General features: G+C 64.4%; 15 protein-coding genes. 6 read left to right on the top strand and 9 right to left on the bottom strand.

Annotated features, from left to right (window positions below; translation table 11 throughout):
* Positions 1-84: 84 nt before the first annotated feature.
* The 3 genes from IB263_RS01125 to IB263_RS01115 all read right to left on the bottom strand — a co-directional run bounded on the left by IB263_RS01125 (position 85) and on the right by IB263_RS01115 (position 2,088).
* The gene (locus IB263_RS01125; RefSeq protein ID WP_060608439.1) at positions 85-483 is read right to left on the bottom strand and encodes a VOC family protein; all 399 of its coding nucleotides are present in this window, start codon (positions 481-483) and stop codon (positions 85-87) included.
* Between the two features lie 21 nt (positions 484-504).
* On the bottom strand, positions 505-1,134 hold the full coding sequence (locus IB263_RS01120) for an RNA polymerase sigma factor (RefSeq protein ID WP_134885645.1): 630 nt from the start codon (positions 1,132-1,134) through the stop codon (positions 505-507).
* 75 nt (positions 1,135-1,209) lie between these two features.
* Positions 1,210-2,088: an EamA family transporter gene (locus IB263_RS01115; RefSeq protein ID WP_192437374.1), complete on the bottom strand. Its 879-nt coding sequence runs from the start codon at positions 2,086-2,088 to the stop codon at positions 1,210-1,212.
* An 89-nt stretch (positions 2,089-2,177) separates the two neighbouring features.
* Between IB263_RS01115 and IB263_RS01110 the strand changes: the two genes are divergently transcribed.
* Positions 2,178-2,672 carry a MarR family winged helix-turn-helix transcriptional regulator gene (locus IB263_RS01110; RefSeq protein ID WP_029742901.1) on the top strand — a complete coding sequence of 165 codons (495 nt, stop codon included), beginning with the start codon at positions 2,178-2,180 and terminating at the stop codon, positions 2,670-2,672.
* Positions 2,673-2,678: 6 nt separating this feature from the next.
* Here the strand turns inward: IB263_RS01110 and IB263_RS01105 are convergent, their stop codons facing one another.
* The 4 genes from IB263_RS01105 to IB263_RS01090 form a co-directional block, all read right to left on the bottom strand.
* Complete coding sequence (locus IB263_RS01105) at positions 2,679-3,269, bottom strand: NAD(P)H-dependent oxidoreductase (RefSeq protein WP_029742900.1); 591 nt, start codon at positions 3,267-3,269, stop codon at positions 2,679-2,681.
* A gap of 165 nt (positions 3,270-3,434) precedes the next feature.
* Positions 3,435-4,019 (bottom strand): chloramphenicol phosphotransferase CPT family protein, encoded by a 585-nt coding sequence (locus IB263_RS01100; RefSeq protein ID WP_049811022.1) that lies wholly within the window; start codon positions 4,017-4,019, stop codon positions 3,435-3,437.
* A 66-nt stretch (positions 4,020-4,085) separates the two neighbouring features.
* Positions 4,086-5,690 carry an exodeoxyribonuclease VII large subunit gene (xseA, locus tag IB263_RS01095; RefSeq protein WP_192437372.1) on the bottom strand — a complete coding sequence of 535 codons (1,605 nt, stop codon included), beginning with the start codon at positions 5,688-5,690 and terminating at the stop codon, positions 4,086-4,088.
* Between the two features lie 73 nt (positions 5,691-5,763).
* The gene (locus tag IB263_RS01090) at positions 5,764-7,584 is read right to left on the bottom strand and encodes a hypothetical protein (RefSeq protein ID WP_029742897.1); all 1,821 of its coding nucleotides are present in this window, start codon (positions 7,582-7,584) and stop codon (positions 5,764-5,766) included.
* A 136-nt stretch (positions 7,585-7,720) separates the two neighbouring features.
* Between IB263_RS01090 and IB263_RS01085 the strand changes: the two genes are divergently transcribed.
* Genes IB263_RS01085 through IB263_RS01070 form a run of 4 tightly spaced genes read left to right on the top strand, consistent with a single transcriptional unit; the run spans position 7,721 to position 10,085 of the window.
* Positions 7,721-8,782 carry a glycosyltransferase family 2 protein gene (locus IB263_RS01085; RefSeq protein WP_049811024.1) on the top strand — a complete coding sequence of 354 codons (1,062 nt, stop codon included), beginning with the start codon at positions 7,721-7,723 and terminating at the stop codon, positions 8,780-8,782.
* Positions 8,779-9,486, top strand: a complete 708-nt coding sequence (locus IB263_RS01080) for a class I SAM-dependent methyltransferase (RefSeq protein WP_029742895.1) — start codon at positions 8,779-8,781, stop codon at positions 9,484-9,486. The genes IB263_RS01085 and IB263_RS01080 overlap by 4 nt, the downstream gene beginning before the upstream one ends.
* A gap of 3 nt (positions 9,487-9,489) precedes the next feature.
* Positions 9,490-9,858 (top strand): transporter, encoded by a 369-nt coding sequence (locus tag IB263_RS01075; protein WP_234798717.1) that lies wholly within the window; start codon positions 9,490-9,492, stop codon positions 9,856-9,858.
* Between the two features lie 17 nt (positions 9,859-9,875).
* A complete protein-coding gene (locus IB263_RS01070; RefSeq protein ID WP_192437369.1) occupies positions 9,876-10,085 on the top strand; it encodes a hypothetical protein in 210 nt (69 codons plus the stop codon).
* Between the two features lie 4 nt (positions 10,086-10,089).
* On the opposite strand, the gene IB263_RS01065 is transcribed toward IB263_RS01070, so the two are convergent.
* Entirely contained in the window at positions 10,090-10,869 is a 780-nt protein-coding gene (locus tag IB263_RS01065; RefSeq protein ID WP_112976953.1) for a helix-turn-helix domain-containing protein, read from the bottom strand.
* 77 nt (positions 10,870-10,946) lie between these two features.
* Between IB263_RS01065 and IB263_RS01060 the strand changes: the two genes are divergently transcribed.
* A complete protein-coding gene (locus tag IB263_RS01060) occupies positions 10,947-11,402 on the top strand; it encodes a hypothetical protein (RefSeq protein ID WP_051659679.1) in 456 nt (151 codons plus the stop codon).
* A gap of 66 nt (positions 11,403-11,468) precedes the next feature.
* Here the strand turns inward: IB263_RS01060 and IB263_RS01055 are convergent, their stop codons facing one another.
* The gene (locus IB263_RS01055) at positions 11,469-12,455 is read right to left on the bottom strand and encodes a Gfo/Idh/MocA family protein (protein ID WP_029742452.1); all 987 of its coding nucleotides are present in this window, start codon (positions 12,453-12,455) and stop codon (positions 11,469-11,471) included.
* Between the last annotated feature and the right edge of the window lie 155 nt (positions 12,456-12,610).

The following is a 12,610-nucleotide window of genomic DNA, read 5'->3' as shown; positions in this document are numbered from 1 at the left end:
GCCCCTCCCCGGTCTCGTCCGACCTGAAAGGCTTGTGGCCGCCGCAACACATGCGGCGGCCTTTTCTATTGGGGAAACGCCCCTTCAGCCGTTGGCAGCCCGCTTCAGACGCGGCATCTCCGCCGATTGGTAGAGGGACAGCACGTGGCCATCGGGATCGGCGAATTCTGCCGACCAGCCGCCGGGCGCATGGCTCACCGGCGTGACGATGGTGGTTCCCTTTTCAGCGAGGCCCGCGACCACATCGTCGATGCCGCCCTCGGCGAGATCGAACACGACGATAGGTGTGTTGCCCGGCTTGCTCTCCACGACGAAGAAGATCAACTCGACCTCGTCTTCTATCTTCGCCATCAGCCAGGAGCCGGCTTCGTCGTCCTCCATGCGCTTGACGTTGAGACCCAGAACATCACGGTAGAAGGCTTCCGTGCGGGTGAGATCCGAGACGAAGTAGCAGATGGCCCCGATACGTGGTTTCGACAACATTGGTTGCTTCCCTTGTGTTTGTTACTCCGGCTTGTTGCCGCCGGTTGCCGTTTCGTGAGACGCGCGCGGCGAAAAATTGATCGCGAAGAGATGGCCGTCCGGATCGTGGCTGGCAAAGGCGGCGCGGCCGCCGCGGGTGACCGGCAGGAGGGCCTGACGAATACGGCCGCTTTCGAGCGGATAGCGAAGTCCGGTCAGTTCCAGATTGATCTCGACATGGCCGGCATCGCGCCAGGCCCGGCGCAGCATCAGGATGCGCTGGCGCAGCGCTTCATCGGAAATGCCGAGGAGATGACGGATTTCGAGGCGATTGTGGCCGCCGATCGCCAGCAGCATCACGATCCTGAGGCTCGGGGAAAGCGTGACGGCGAACGCCAGCGGATCGCCAGAGCGCCGCTCTTCCACTTCGGGAACGTCCGCTTGCAGCTCGCGGCGCAAACGGCGAGCAGCGGTGCGCGCCTGCATCGCTGCGAGCTTGCGGAGAACACCGCAGAACCAGGCGCGATCGCCGCCGGTTGGAAAACGCCCTGCCTTGAGCGCGACGATCAGCGCCTCATGCAGCAAATCCTCCGCTTCGGCCGCACGGCGGCTTTGCCGCCTCGCGAAACGGAGGAGATCGGAATAGTGCGCTGGCGTCAGATGCTCGGTCATCAGGGCGTGCGCTTCTTTGAGGATTGACGTTGCCGGCAATGTGAAGCGCATGCGCTGCGGTTGCAAGCCCTGCTTTCAGGCGCGCGCCGGTCGCACCTTCGGGGCGAGTTGCGCGCGCTGGCTGAGCCAGACGCTGACGAAGACGACGAGGATGCCGAGCGCCTGCACCGGCGTCAGTTGCTCGCCGAGCACGCCCCAGCCGAGCAGGATGGCAACGACCGGGCTCAGGAAACCGAGCGGCGAGACGGCAGAAGGTTCGAGGCGCGACAGGCCGCGGAACCAGAGCAGATAGGTGAAGGCGGCGCCGATCAGGCCGAGATAGGCGACACCGAGGACGTTGGCGGTGGTCAGCGACGGCAGCGACGGCTCGAAGAACAGCGCCACCGGCACGAGCATGAGGCCACCGGCCGCCAATTGCCAGGCAGTGAAGGTGAGCGGCGGAACCGGCGGCGCCCAGTGGCGGCTCAGCACCGTGCCGAAGGCCATGGAGACGGCTCCGGCGAGACCAGCGAGCACCCCGAGCGGATCGAGCGCGGCGCCCGGCGTCAACACCAGCAGGGCGACGCCGGCAATGCCCGCAAGGCCGGCAACCACGCTGAGCAGGCGGATCGGCGAGCCCAGGAAGACGCGCGACAACAGGATGACGATCAGCGGCTGAACGGCACCGACGGTTGCGGCGACGCCGCCTGGCAGCCTGTAAGCGGAAACGAACAGCATGGCCCAGAAGAAGGAGAAGTTGAGCGCGCCGAGCACGAAGGTCCGCGGCCACCAGATACCGTCCGGCAGGCGCCGCACAATCAGGAGCAGGAGCAATCCCGCCGGCAGGGCCCGCAGCATGGCAACCGTTAACGGATAGCCAGACGGCAGGAACTCTGTGGTGACGAGATAGGTGCTGCCCCAGATGGCCGGTGCCAGCGCGGTCAAGGCAAAGTCGACGGTGCGGTTCGAAGTCATATCTTTACCTCAAGAATCTCTATATCAAGATAAAATGACGATAACGCGGTTTATCTCTAAGTCAAGATACTCTATGCTGAGATAAATGCATGGAGGTTTTGATGGATCGCGTCGACAGGATTTTGGCCCAATGGCACCGGGAGCGGCCGGACCTCGATGTTTCGGCCATGGGCCTGCTTGGCCGGCTCTCGCGGGTTTCGACACATATCGCCCGGGAAATCGAAAAGTCGTTTTCCGAGCGCGGATTGAATGCGTCGAGCTTCGACGTGCTCGCGACGCTTCGTCGGTCCGGACCGCCCTATCGGCTTTCGCCCGGAGAACTTCTGGATACGACCATGGTCAGCTCCGGCACCATGACCAACCGCATCGACCAGCTTGAAAAGGCCGGGCTCGTCGAACGGATCGCCAATCCCGAGGACAGGCGGGGGGTGATCATCGCCTTGACGGACGAGGGCTTGCGCCGTGTCGACGAGGCCGCGACCGCGCATGTGGCCAACCAGCATCGCGTCGTTTCCGCGCTGTCGCCCGAGGAACGCGTAGTGCTCAACGCACTGCTGCGCAAATATCTTGCGACCTTCGAGTAGCCGCGATCACAAACTGGAGGCAAGCCGACGGACACGCTGCAGATGCGCCTTGCGCTTGGCGTCGGTCGCCCGGTCCATGTCGTGCAGCGCGAGCATGCGGAAGTTCAGTCCCTTGGCGCAGAAGGCGGCGATGCCGCGCTTCAAAAGCCGCTTCACCGGATTGCCCATGTAGAGATGCACCACCCACCAGGGCGAGCCGGTCGTCGTCAGCGCCCAGAAGAGCTTGATATTGTGGAGCCGCGGGATGATGCGGCCGCCGGCCGGGTCGTTGTCGAAGGCGATGCCCGGCGCAAAGACGCGATCGAAGAAGCCCTTCAGGATCGCCGGAAAATTGAACCACCATTGCGGGAAGACGAGCACCAGCCCATCGGCCGCCTGCAGCCGGCCGATCCAATCTGCCGCGCCTGACCGATCATAGGTGTCGGTGAAGTAACTGCCGCGCTCGGCGACGCTGAGGCGCGGATCGAAATCCTCGCGATAGAGATCGAGCAAGTCGACCGAATGTCCCCTCGCCTCCAAGGCGGCGCGCGCTTCACGCGCCACGTTCGCGGCAAAACTGTCTTCGAGCGGGTGGGCAAGCACGAGCAGGATGCGCATGCGGTGTTCCTAACATATCGATCTGGAATCAAGATCCGTCGCCGGGAAAATGAGCTTAAAAATCAACCGAATACAATGCCGTTTTTCGCGACCGTCAGGCCGCGCCGAGGAGGCAGTCATGCGAGCCGACACGCTCGCTCCCTAGACCGCCAGCAGCCGCCTTCTTCAGAACGGGGATTTGCCCGATCCTGCCCGGGCTTCCAGCGCCAGTGTGTCGAAGACGGAGGGCGAGCGGCGCACTGACCAGGCGGAAATCAATTGCGCGGCGGCGTCATCGGCGGCCTGTCCCGGACCAAGCTCCAGATCGTAACACTGTCCGACGTGAATGCGGTGAAAATCATCTGCGGCGCTGCCGATCGGCCGGTCGGCGCGAAGCCGTTCGCGCCGGATGAGTTCGTCGCGTTCACAATGAAGCGCGACAAAAAACACATCGAACGGCTGAAGCATCACCGCGAGCTCAGACGCCCAGCCGGGCTCTTCGAGAATGTGCTCCAGCAGGAGATTGTTGCCGGCTGACGCATAGGCGACCAGCGAGCGGTGAAAACCGTCGAAGAAACGCGCCCGGTGTTCCTTCCAACGAAAATCGCCGCGGCGGAACCTTTCCATTGGCACCGTCCCCGAATCGCGAAGATGGTCGATCGAAACATGCCAGAACGGCGCGCCGATCTGCGCCTGGACCGCCCGCGCCAGCGTCGATTTCCCGCTGCTGGAAGCGCCGTGGATGAAGATAATCTTGGCTCGCTCGACCATGCCGGGCTCCGTCACTTTCTTGCGAACGCTGGCGTTATGTCGTCGGCATGACAGCGTGATGACGCGCTAGAACAGGTTGCCCTGCTTCGGCGGGTCTCCCGCCGGGTCTGCGGGCTTCGGCTGCTTCTTGCGGGGCGCCGTCGGCGGAGAACCTGGCTCGCCCTCCCCGTCGCCGGCAATCGCCGACACGCGACCGTCGGCAAATTCCAGGCTGAGCGTCATGCCGACCGAGACGGACGCAGCCTGGCGCACCGGCCCGCCTTCGGCATCGCGCACCAGCGCAAAACCGCGCTGCAGGACGTTGCGATAGGAAAGCGACTGCAGGATGCGATCCTGGGCGACGATGACGCTGCGCAGGCGTCGCACGTCTGCGCGCACGGCCGCATCGGACCGGGCAGCAAGCCCGGCGACGCGATCGGATGCCCGATGAATCTGGCCGATGAGGCGCGAGGGCAAGGCGCGTAGCGCAGCGTCGGCCGCAGAAACCCGCGCCTCGCCGCGATGTACTTGCCGCTCGACGATGCGGTCGGCCTTGTTCATGGCGTCGACCACGCGCTGGCGACGCTCGGAAAGCTTGCCCTTGAGAAGATCGGCACGCAGCTCGGCAGACACGCGTTCGAACTGACGGCGCTTGTTGGCCGTGTTCATCGTGAGCCCGCGCCCGAGCCCGAGTGCAGCCTCGTCGAAACGGCGGCGCGGCAGCGCCAGCAACTGGTCGAGCGACGGCAGCGCCCGCGCCAGAGACCGCACCGCCTGGCGGCGATTGTCCATCTGGCGTCCAACAGCCGACTTGAGGCGTGCCGACAGGCCGGAGAGACCGGCTTCGAGATCGGCCCTGACCGGCACCGCCATTTCCGCTGCACCCGTCGGCGTCGGCGCGCGCTGGTCGGCGGCATAGTCGATCAGCGTCCAGTCCGTCTCGTGGCCGACGGCCGAAATCAGCGGGATCCCGGAGGCGGCGGCGGCGCGCACGACGGCCTCATCGTTGAAGCCCCAGAGGTCTTCGAGGCTGCCGCCGCCACGCGCGACGATCAGGACATCCGGCCGCGCAATCGGCCCGCCGGGCTCGATCGCGTTGAAACCGCGGATCGCCGCTGCAACCTCGTCACCCGAGCCATCGCCCTGCACGCGAACCGGCCAGACGACGACATGGACGGGAAAGCGGTCGGCGATGCGGTGCAGGATGTCGCGGATGACGGCACCGGTCGGCGACGTCACGACACCGATCACCTTGGGCATATAGGGCAGCTGCCGCTTGCGATTGGCGTCGAAGAGCCCTTCGGCGGCGAGCTTGCGCTTGCGCTCTTCGAGCAGCGCCATCAGTGCGCCGGCGCCGGCCGGTTCCATCGTCTCGATGACGATCTGATACTTCGACGAGCCCGGGAAGGTCGTGACCTTGCCGGTCGCGATCACCTCCATGCCCTCTTCCGGACGGAAGCGCAGGCGCGAGAAGGTACCCTTCCAGATGACTGCATCGATGCGCGCCCGATCGTCCTTGAGCGCGAAATAGGCGTGGCCCGACGAATGAGGGCCGCGATAGCCGGAGATTTCGCCGCGCACGCGCACCTGGTCGAAGGCCTGTTCGACCGTTCGCTTGATCGAGCCCGAAAGCTCGGACACCGAGTATTCGGTGAGGTTGCTCGGAGAATCGCTGTCGAAGAAAGAGGCCATCGCCTCTTTTACCGCACCCTTCGCCGAAGGCCAGCACATCCCTCACGCTTTCCACGCGCCAGGGGCGTGGCGCTCAAGGCGCAAGCGTATAGAGCCGGATGGGCGAGCCTTTCGAAACCGGCAGGGGCGACAGGAATGCCGGCACGCGCCCGGCGGCGAGATCCGCATAGAGACCACGCGGAGCGCGGGCAGCTATGACCTGCGTTTGAGCGTCAACGGCGCAAAAGGCGAGCACCGGCTGCCCGAGCTGGTGCAACAGGACGGCGGCGGCTCCAGGCTCGGCCAGGCCGATCTTCAGTTCGCGGAGCATGCCGGCGGCATTGCGATGATAGGGCGCGCTGAGCACGCGGTGTTCGGTGCGGCGAAGCAGCGTCGCGCCGATATCCGACGGTCCGACGACCAGCGACGGCGCCAGCCGCCCAATATCGGCAAGGGCGGCGTCGGTCAGGCACGCCTCGCCGTTCGTGACCGCTGCTTCCGCGGCAGCAAACCCGCTGATCCCCTTTTCCGCAAGCGTTCCGGCAACGGCCCACATCGCCGGAACGGAAACGAGCAGTGCTCCGACATAGAGGAGGGAGGCGCGGGCGCCAGCCGTTCCGCCGCTCGACCGCGCACGCAGGTCGGTAAGCAGCAGGGCCATCGGCACGATGGCGAGCAGGTTGGAAAATGCCATGCCGCGGACCTGGACGAGGGCGATCGCCAGGCTCGAAAGCACCAAGGCAAGGAGCACCAGATGGAGATCGATCCGATCGCGACGCAAGATGCGCCAGAGGCAGATGGCCGAGGCAAACGCGCCGGTGAAATAGTAGGCGCCGATATTGGTTGGCTCCTGCACAGCGATCAGCGTGACGGAACGGGCTTCGGAGATATGGTCGAGCCAGAGCTCGATGAGCAGCGGATCGAGACCGGCCAGTGGATTGCCGAGGCATTGCGGCGCCACCGACAGGGCGACCGCGGCAACGACGAGACCGCAGAGAGCGAGCGCGCCGAAGCGCAGCGCTGGCGCGCGGTGGCTGACAGTGGCGGCGGCGAGCGCGAGGAGGACGCCTCCCGTCAGCGACAGCGAATAGAAGGCGATCGAGAGATTGTCGCAAGTCGCGGCGAAATAGAGGCGCGGCGGCACGGTCGAAAAGAAGATGACGCTGAGGCCGGCTGCCAGCGACAGGCCGAAGGCGACGGTCGAACGCGAGGCCGTCTGGCCGGCCCAGAGCCACTGGCAGGCAACGATTGCGCAGACGACCGCCACGAGTGGCGTGGTTTCGGCACCTACGGCGATCGCGAGTGCGGCCGCCGCTCCCGCAAGCGCATAGTTTAGGGCACGATACCGTCGATCGACGAGCATCGCCGCCATGACCGCGGCCAGCACCAGTTGCACATTGTGGTGATCGATGCCCCCCCCGAGGAAACGGTTCGAGGTGGCGATGAAGATCGCGGTCAGCCCCAAGCAGAAATGCATGGCGACCGTGCCGCCGGCACGGCGTCCGGCGAGCCCCATCGCCGCAAGCAGCCCGACCGCGAGCGCCATCGGCCAGATCGCAAGCGCCAGGACTTCCGCCTGCTCCACGCCGACAAAAGGCCGAAAAATCAACATGAGCCCGGCGATCGGCAGATCGATCAGGCGCGACCAGTGCATCAGCGTTCCGCCCTCGAGCCCCAGGCGGGGCTGGGTGAGGTCGAACCAGCTCTGTCCGGCGAGGAGGTCGCGCACCTCGACCAGGCGCATGGCATCGTCATTGTCGCGGCCGAGATAATCCGGCGCCCGCATGAACTGGGTGACGAGGAAAAGAACCGTGGGCACGCCATAGGCGAGCACCATCCCAAGGAGGCTCGACGAGAGCCGCCGCTGCCTGGGCGTAGCCGCCATTTCCGGTAGTGCCGCCATTCCGCTCGACATAGGTTCCCGCCCTCTAGATCGCGTGGATCTTACGTCCCTGCGATCAAGAAAGCGTAAAGCGCGCGGCGGCGAGGCCGGTCGCTTCGACCGGCCCGCGCGGCGCACCTTGGCGTCTTGTTAACACCCTGATCCTATGATGGCGCGATCCAACAGCAACCGAGCCACCTTGATGTTCGACCGCTTCAACATCGCCGTTCTCCTGCCTTGCTACAACGAAGCATCGACCATCGGACAGGTGGTCGAGGGTTTCCAGACGGCACTGCCGACGGCGCGAATTTACGTCTACGACAACAACTCGACCGACGGCACGGCGTTGAAGGCGATGCTTGCCGGCGCGACCGTCGTACGTGAACGCCGGCAGGGCAAGGGGCACGTGGTGCGCCGCATGCTCGCCGATATCGACGCCGACATCTATGTCATGGCCGACGGCGACAGCACCTATTGCCCGACCGATGCGGAAGACCTGATCCGCACCTTGATCACCGAGCGCGCCGACATGGTCGTCGGCACGCGGCGCGGCGTTCACGACGATGCCGGCAGGCAGGGTCACGCCTTCGGCAACAGGCTTTTCAACATTCTGTACCGGGAAATTTTCGGCACCGATTTCAACGACATCTTCTCCGGCTACCGCGTGCTCTCGCGCCGCTTCGCCAAGAGCTTCCCGGCGATTTCCAACGGCTTTGAAATCGAAACGGAGATGTCCGTCCATGCCTCGCGTCTCAAACTGCCGGTCGCGGAGCTTGAACTGGACTATGGCCGGCGCCCGGAAGGTTCCCATTCCAAGCTGTCGACATACAAGGATGGCGCCAAGATCCTCTGGACCTTCGCCATGCTCATGAAAGAAACGCGGCCCTTCACGTTCTTCGGCGTGATCGCCATGGCGTTCTTTGCGACGAGCATCGGCTTCATGATGCCTGTCTTGCTCGAATATTTCGCCACAGGCCTCGTGCCGCGCATGCCGACCTGGGTCCTCGCGCTGGCCATGCTGATGATGTCGATCATCATGTTCACCGCAGGCCTGATCCTCGATTCGGTCTCGCGCGCCCGCACCGAGCAGCTCCGGCTGCACTACATCGCGACACCGGTACGGGCCGCGCCGCTGGAGAAGGTCGATAGCGGCGTCGCCCTGCCCCGGGGCGAGGACCAGGAAGCCGGCTTGCAGTCGGCACCACGCATTGTGCGGGAGCGCCGCGGATGAACCGGGAAACGACCAACCGCATACGCTTCCTGATCGAAGACGTCATTCCGCCGATCCTCAGGGATTCGCGCCTGTTCAAGGGCATGGCGAGCCTCGCCTGGGGCAAGCACATCGCCCACCTCGCCGACTTTCGCGCACGGGCGCCGTTCCTGTCGGCGAACGAGTACGAGGACCTCTACCGGCAGCACCCGAGAGTGCACGAGGGAACCGACAATTCCGAAGCCTGCGTGCGCAAGATCGCGGCAAGCGTCGTCGGCGACAGCGTCTGCGACGTCGGTTGCGGCACCGGCGTTCTGTTGAAGCGTATCCGGGAAGCCAAGCCCGACCTTAAACGCCTCGCCGGTGTCGACTTCGCCATCGACGATGCGGCCCGGATCGAAGGCATCGAATATCACGCCGCGATGATCGAGGACCTGCCCTTTGCGGACGGTGAATTCGACACGGTCGTCTGCACGCATGTGATCGAGCACATTCTCGACTACCGCAAAGCGATCGCCGAGCTTCGCCGGGTCACCCGCCGGCGCCTGATCATCGTCGTGCCGCGCGAGCGCGAGTACCGCTACACCTTCAATCCGCACTTCAATTTCTTTCCCTATACCCACTCCTTCCTGCGGGCGATGCATCCCGTTCCGGCCGAGCACACATGCGTCGATATCGGCCGCGATATCTTCTATTGCGAAGACAGAACTGCCGCGGCGGAGTGAGGCATGGCGATGAACCTCAATCTCACGCCCACCGTCTGGTTCGGGCTGTTCTTCACGCCGGTGCTGATCTCGGCCGGGCAGATCCTCTTCAAGCTGACAAGCGCGAAGACCGGGAATGCCAGTGCCCAGGGGCTCCTGGCTCTGGCCCTCAGCCCCACCCTGCTGATTGCGCTCGCCGTCTATGGCATCGGCACGATCATCTGGATCTTCACGATCAAGTCGGTGCCACTGACGATCGCCTATTCCTTCATGGCGCTTACCTTCTGCATCGTGCCGCTGCTTGCCGCCGTTTTTCTCGGCGAGGCGGTGACGCTGCGCTACGCCTTCGGCGCCGCGCTGATCATCAGCGGCATGATCATCATCAATTCCTAAGGGGATAAGCGGGCCTCATGATCGTCACCGCATCCTTCGCCCTCGGCATTGCCGTATGCGGCCTCAAATCCGCCCGCGCCTGCCTGTTTGCCGGTACGGGGTTGCTGGCGCTTGCCGGCGCAAGCGGCGACTGGATCCAGGCGGCGGCAGCGATCGGCGCTTACAACATGGGCGTCGCGCTGATGATTTGCGGCGCGATTGCCATCGGCCTGGAGCGCGACCGATAGCCGATCATCCCTTGCGTTCGAAAAACGCCCTGGTCTCCTCGTCGGCCGGAAAGAAGGATTCGATCAGCACCCCCTCGACCAGCGCATCCTGGGTCGAGCCGAAGGTCTGAAGCGTGGTGATGAAGCTTAAGCGCAAGCCGCCGATGTCGAGCTCGATCGGCAGCACCGGCAACCGGTCAGTGTCCGGATGGTTTTCGGTCGCACGCGCCACGGCCGGATTGGACGCCGCTTTTTCCAGGCGCTTGCCGAGGCGGCTGCGGGGACCCTGCAGCCAGGCTTCGGTTCTGACCCGCTGCACCAGATCGGCGGCCGCGGCCTCCCAGTTGACGACCAGCTTGCGCACATTGTCGTTACCGAGAAACGTGTCAAGAAAGTTCTCGCCGGGCTGGAACGGAATGTCGGCGGCAACCGCGAGGCTCGCCAGCGCCGGATTAACGACCAGCAGCGTATACTCGTGATCGAGCACCAGCCCCGGATAGGGATCGTGGCGCGCCAGGATCAGCCTGATGGCATTGGCAACGACCGGCGGCATGGCGTCCAGCCCGGAGGCGGGCCGCGTCGCCATGCGCGGTCGATAGCCGGCTGCCGAAAACAACGTGCCCTGGTCGCGGGCGGGGACTTCCAGCACGGAGGCCAGCCGCAGGATCATGCCCTCCGACGGTTTCGAGCGGCCGGTTTCGAGAAAGGACAGGTGGCGCGCCGAGATGCCGGCGGCAACCGCAAGATCAAGCTGGCTCATGCGGCGGTGCCCGCGCCATTCCTTCAGATGTTCACCAAACTGCATGGATCGTGATTCTCCGTTCTGCCGGAGAGTGGCGCGCGCCGGTCGTAAAATCCATTACCTCAGAGGTAATTGGTTTGATGACACCGAACCGGCAGTCTCCGGTCATCGACAAACCGATGGAGCCGACGATGAACCTCTCGAACCGCAGCCTGCTCAACAAGACCTTCCTTGCCGACGGCGTCTACTCTCTTGCCGTCGGCGCCGTGCTGATCCTTTTTGCCGCCCCGCTTGCTTCGCTCTTCAGCCCCGCCGCGACAGCGCCGATGATGAAGATCCTCGGCGTCGGGTTGGTATTTTGGGGGATCTTCCACCTTGCCGCGGCGCGCAACGGCGGGCCGGTCGCAGCAGCGGCACGCGTCAGCATCGCTGGCGACATCCTTTGGCAGGTGGCAAGCGTAGCACTGCTGGTCGCGGCTTACCCGTTCCTCACTGTCGCGGGTATCGGCTTCATCGTCATCGGCCTGATCACGGTCGCCGACTTTCTGATCTTCAAGCTGCGCGGCCTTGCGCGGGAACAGGCAGCGATTGCCTGACGGGATGATCGCTGGAGATGAAGAGGAACGGGCCTGCCGGCAAAACCAGCGGGCCCTTTCCGTTGATCAGATGGTCTCCCAACCGTCCTTGGCGCTGGCGCGGTAGATCGCGTCGATGAATTTCTGATTGAGGCGGGAGTTTTCCAGCGTCACCACTTCCTCGTCCTCGCCCTTGGCCGCGCGGGCGAAAGCCTCCGCCTGGAGCTTGTACTGGCGCGCGTCCTGGAAGCGGAAAAGCTGGGATTGGGCGTGGTTCTGGTTCGTCAACTCCACTTCCTCGCGGCCATAGCGGTCAGCGTTGAAGGGCGACTTCACCTCAATGAAGCCCTTGTCGCCATGGAAGACCATGACCTGGCGGGCCGCCAACTGGGTGGAGATGTAGAAGCTCAGCTCGAAGTCGCCGAAATCGGCGCGCACGCTCGAATAGATATCCGTGCCGAATTCCGGATCGCGATCGGTGTTTGCCTGAACGCGCACCGGCTCCTTGGCCGTGACGAAGCGGGTGGTGATCGTCGGGTATACGCCGATATCCGGCAGGCCGCCGCCACCGAGCGCCGGGATGTTGCGCATGTTGTTGGGGTCGCGGTTGAAATAGGTGAAGGCGCCCTGGACGTGGCGGAGCCGGCCGATCGCGCCTTCGGCGATCAGGGAGCGGACCTTTCGCCAGACCGGGCTATAGGTGACCATGAAGGCTTCGGCGATTACGACGCCGTTGCGGTCACGTGCGGCGATGAGCTGGTCGATCTCAGAGGCGCGCAGGGCAATCGGCTTTTCGCAAAGCACATGCTTGCCGGCATTGGCGGCCTTGACCGACCACTCCACATGTTGCGCCGTCGGCAGCGGAATGTAGACCGCATCGATGACATCGGAAGCGAGCATCTCTTCGTAGGAACCGAAGGCGTGCGGCGCGGAGAAGCGATCGGCCATTGCCCGGGCCTTGGCGAAGTCGCGGCTGGCGACAGCCGAGACGACGGCATTTTCCGCATCCTGAATGGCCGGCACGACGAGGTCGCGGCCGATCCTGGCCGTGGACAGAATTCCGAAACGTAACATGACAAGGCTCCCTGATTTGGTGGCAGAGACTAGCGCCGAGGTACGTACCTAGCAAGCGGCAGTGAGCGGTTTGGCGAAGAAGTACGACGTGCAGAAAATTGCCGAAAGGCGGGTGACAATGTCAGCTTTTCTGCCCTATCTTTCCTTCGCAATCC

This window comes from Ensifer sp. ENS03 (assembly GCF_014852035.1).
In the GTDB taxonomy this organism is placed as follows: Bacteria; Pseudomonadota; Alphaproteobacteria; order Rhizobiales; family Rhizobiaceae; genus Ensifer; species Ensifer adhaerens.
Note: the sequence above shows the minus strand (reverse complement) of the source record. Positions and strands in the feature narration are given on the sequence as shown.

What these genes read in the sequence shown, in the direction of transcription:
- IB263_RS01080 (WP_029742895.1), top strand. Translation starts at nt 8,779, where the DNA reads ATGAACCGGGAAACGACCAACCGCATACGCTTCCTGATCGAAGACGTC.
- IB263_RS01075 (WP_234798717.1), top strand. Translation starts at nt 9,490, where the DNA reads ATGGCGATGAACCTCAATCTCACGCCCACCGTCTGGTTCGGGCTGTTC.
- IB263_RS01110 (WP_029742901.1), top strand. Translation starts at nt 2,178, where the DNA reads ATGGAGGTTTTGATGGATCGCGTCGACAGGATTTTGGCCCAATGGCAC.
- IB263_RS01125 (WP_060608439.1), bottom strand. Translation starts at nt 483, where the DNA reads ATGTTGTCGAAACCACGTATCGGGGCCATCTGCTACTTCGTCTCGGAT.
- IB263_RS01065 (WP_112976953.1), bottom strand. Translation starts at nt 10,869, where the DNA reads ATGCAGTTTGGTGAACATCTGAAGGAATGGCGCGGGCACCGCCGCATG.
- IB263_RS01115 (WP_192437374.1), bottom strand. Translation starts at nt 2,088, where the DNA reads ATGACTTCGAACCGCACCGTCGACTTTGCCTTGACCGCGCTGGCACCG.
- IB263_RS01105 (WP_029742900.1), bottom strand. Translation starts at nt 3,269, where the DNA reads ATGCGCATCCTGCTCGTGCTTGCCCACCCGCTCGAAGACAGTTTTGCC.
- IB263_RS01070 (WP_192437369.1), top strand. Translation starts at nt 9,876, where the DNA reads ATGATCGTCACCGCATCCTTCGCCCTCGGCATTGCCGTATGCGGCCTC.
- IB263_RS01085 (WP_049811024.1), top strand. Translation starts at nt 7,721, where the DNA reads ATGGCGCGATCCAACAGCAACCGAGCCACCTTGATGTTCGACCGCTTC.
- IB263_RS01060 (WP_051659679.1), top strand. Translation starts at nt 10,947, where the DNA reads ATGACACCGAACCGGCAGTCTCCGGTCATCGACAAACCGATGGAGCCG.
- IB263_RS01100 (WP_049811022.1), bottom strand. Translation starts at nt 4,019, where the DNA reads ATGGTCGAGCGAGCCAAGATTATCTTCATCCACGGCGCTTCCAGCAGC.
- xseA (WP_192437372.1), bottom strand. Translation starts at nt 5,690, where the DNA reads ATGGCCTCTTTCTTCGACAGCGATTCTCCGAGCAACCTCACCGAATAC.
- IB263_RS01055 (WP_029742452.1), bottom strand. Translation starts at nt 12,455, where the DNA reads ATGTTACGTTTCGGAATTCTGTCCACGGCCAGGATCGGCCGCGACCTC.
- IB263_RS01120 (WP_134885645.1), bottom strand. Translation starts at nt 1,134, where the DNA reads ATGACCGAGCATCTGACGCCAGCGCACTATTCCGATCTCCTCCGTTTC.
- IB263_RS01090 (WP_029742897.1), bottom strand. Translation starts at nt 7,584, where the DNA reads ATGTCGAGCGGAATGGCGGCACTACCGGAAATGGCGGCTACGCCCAGG.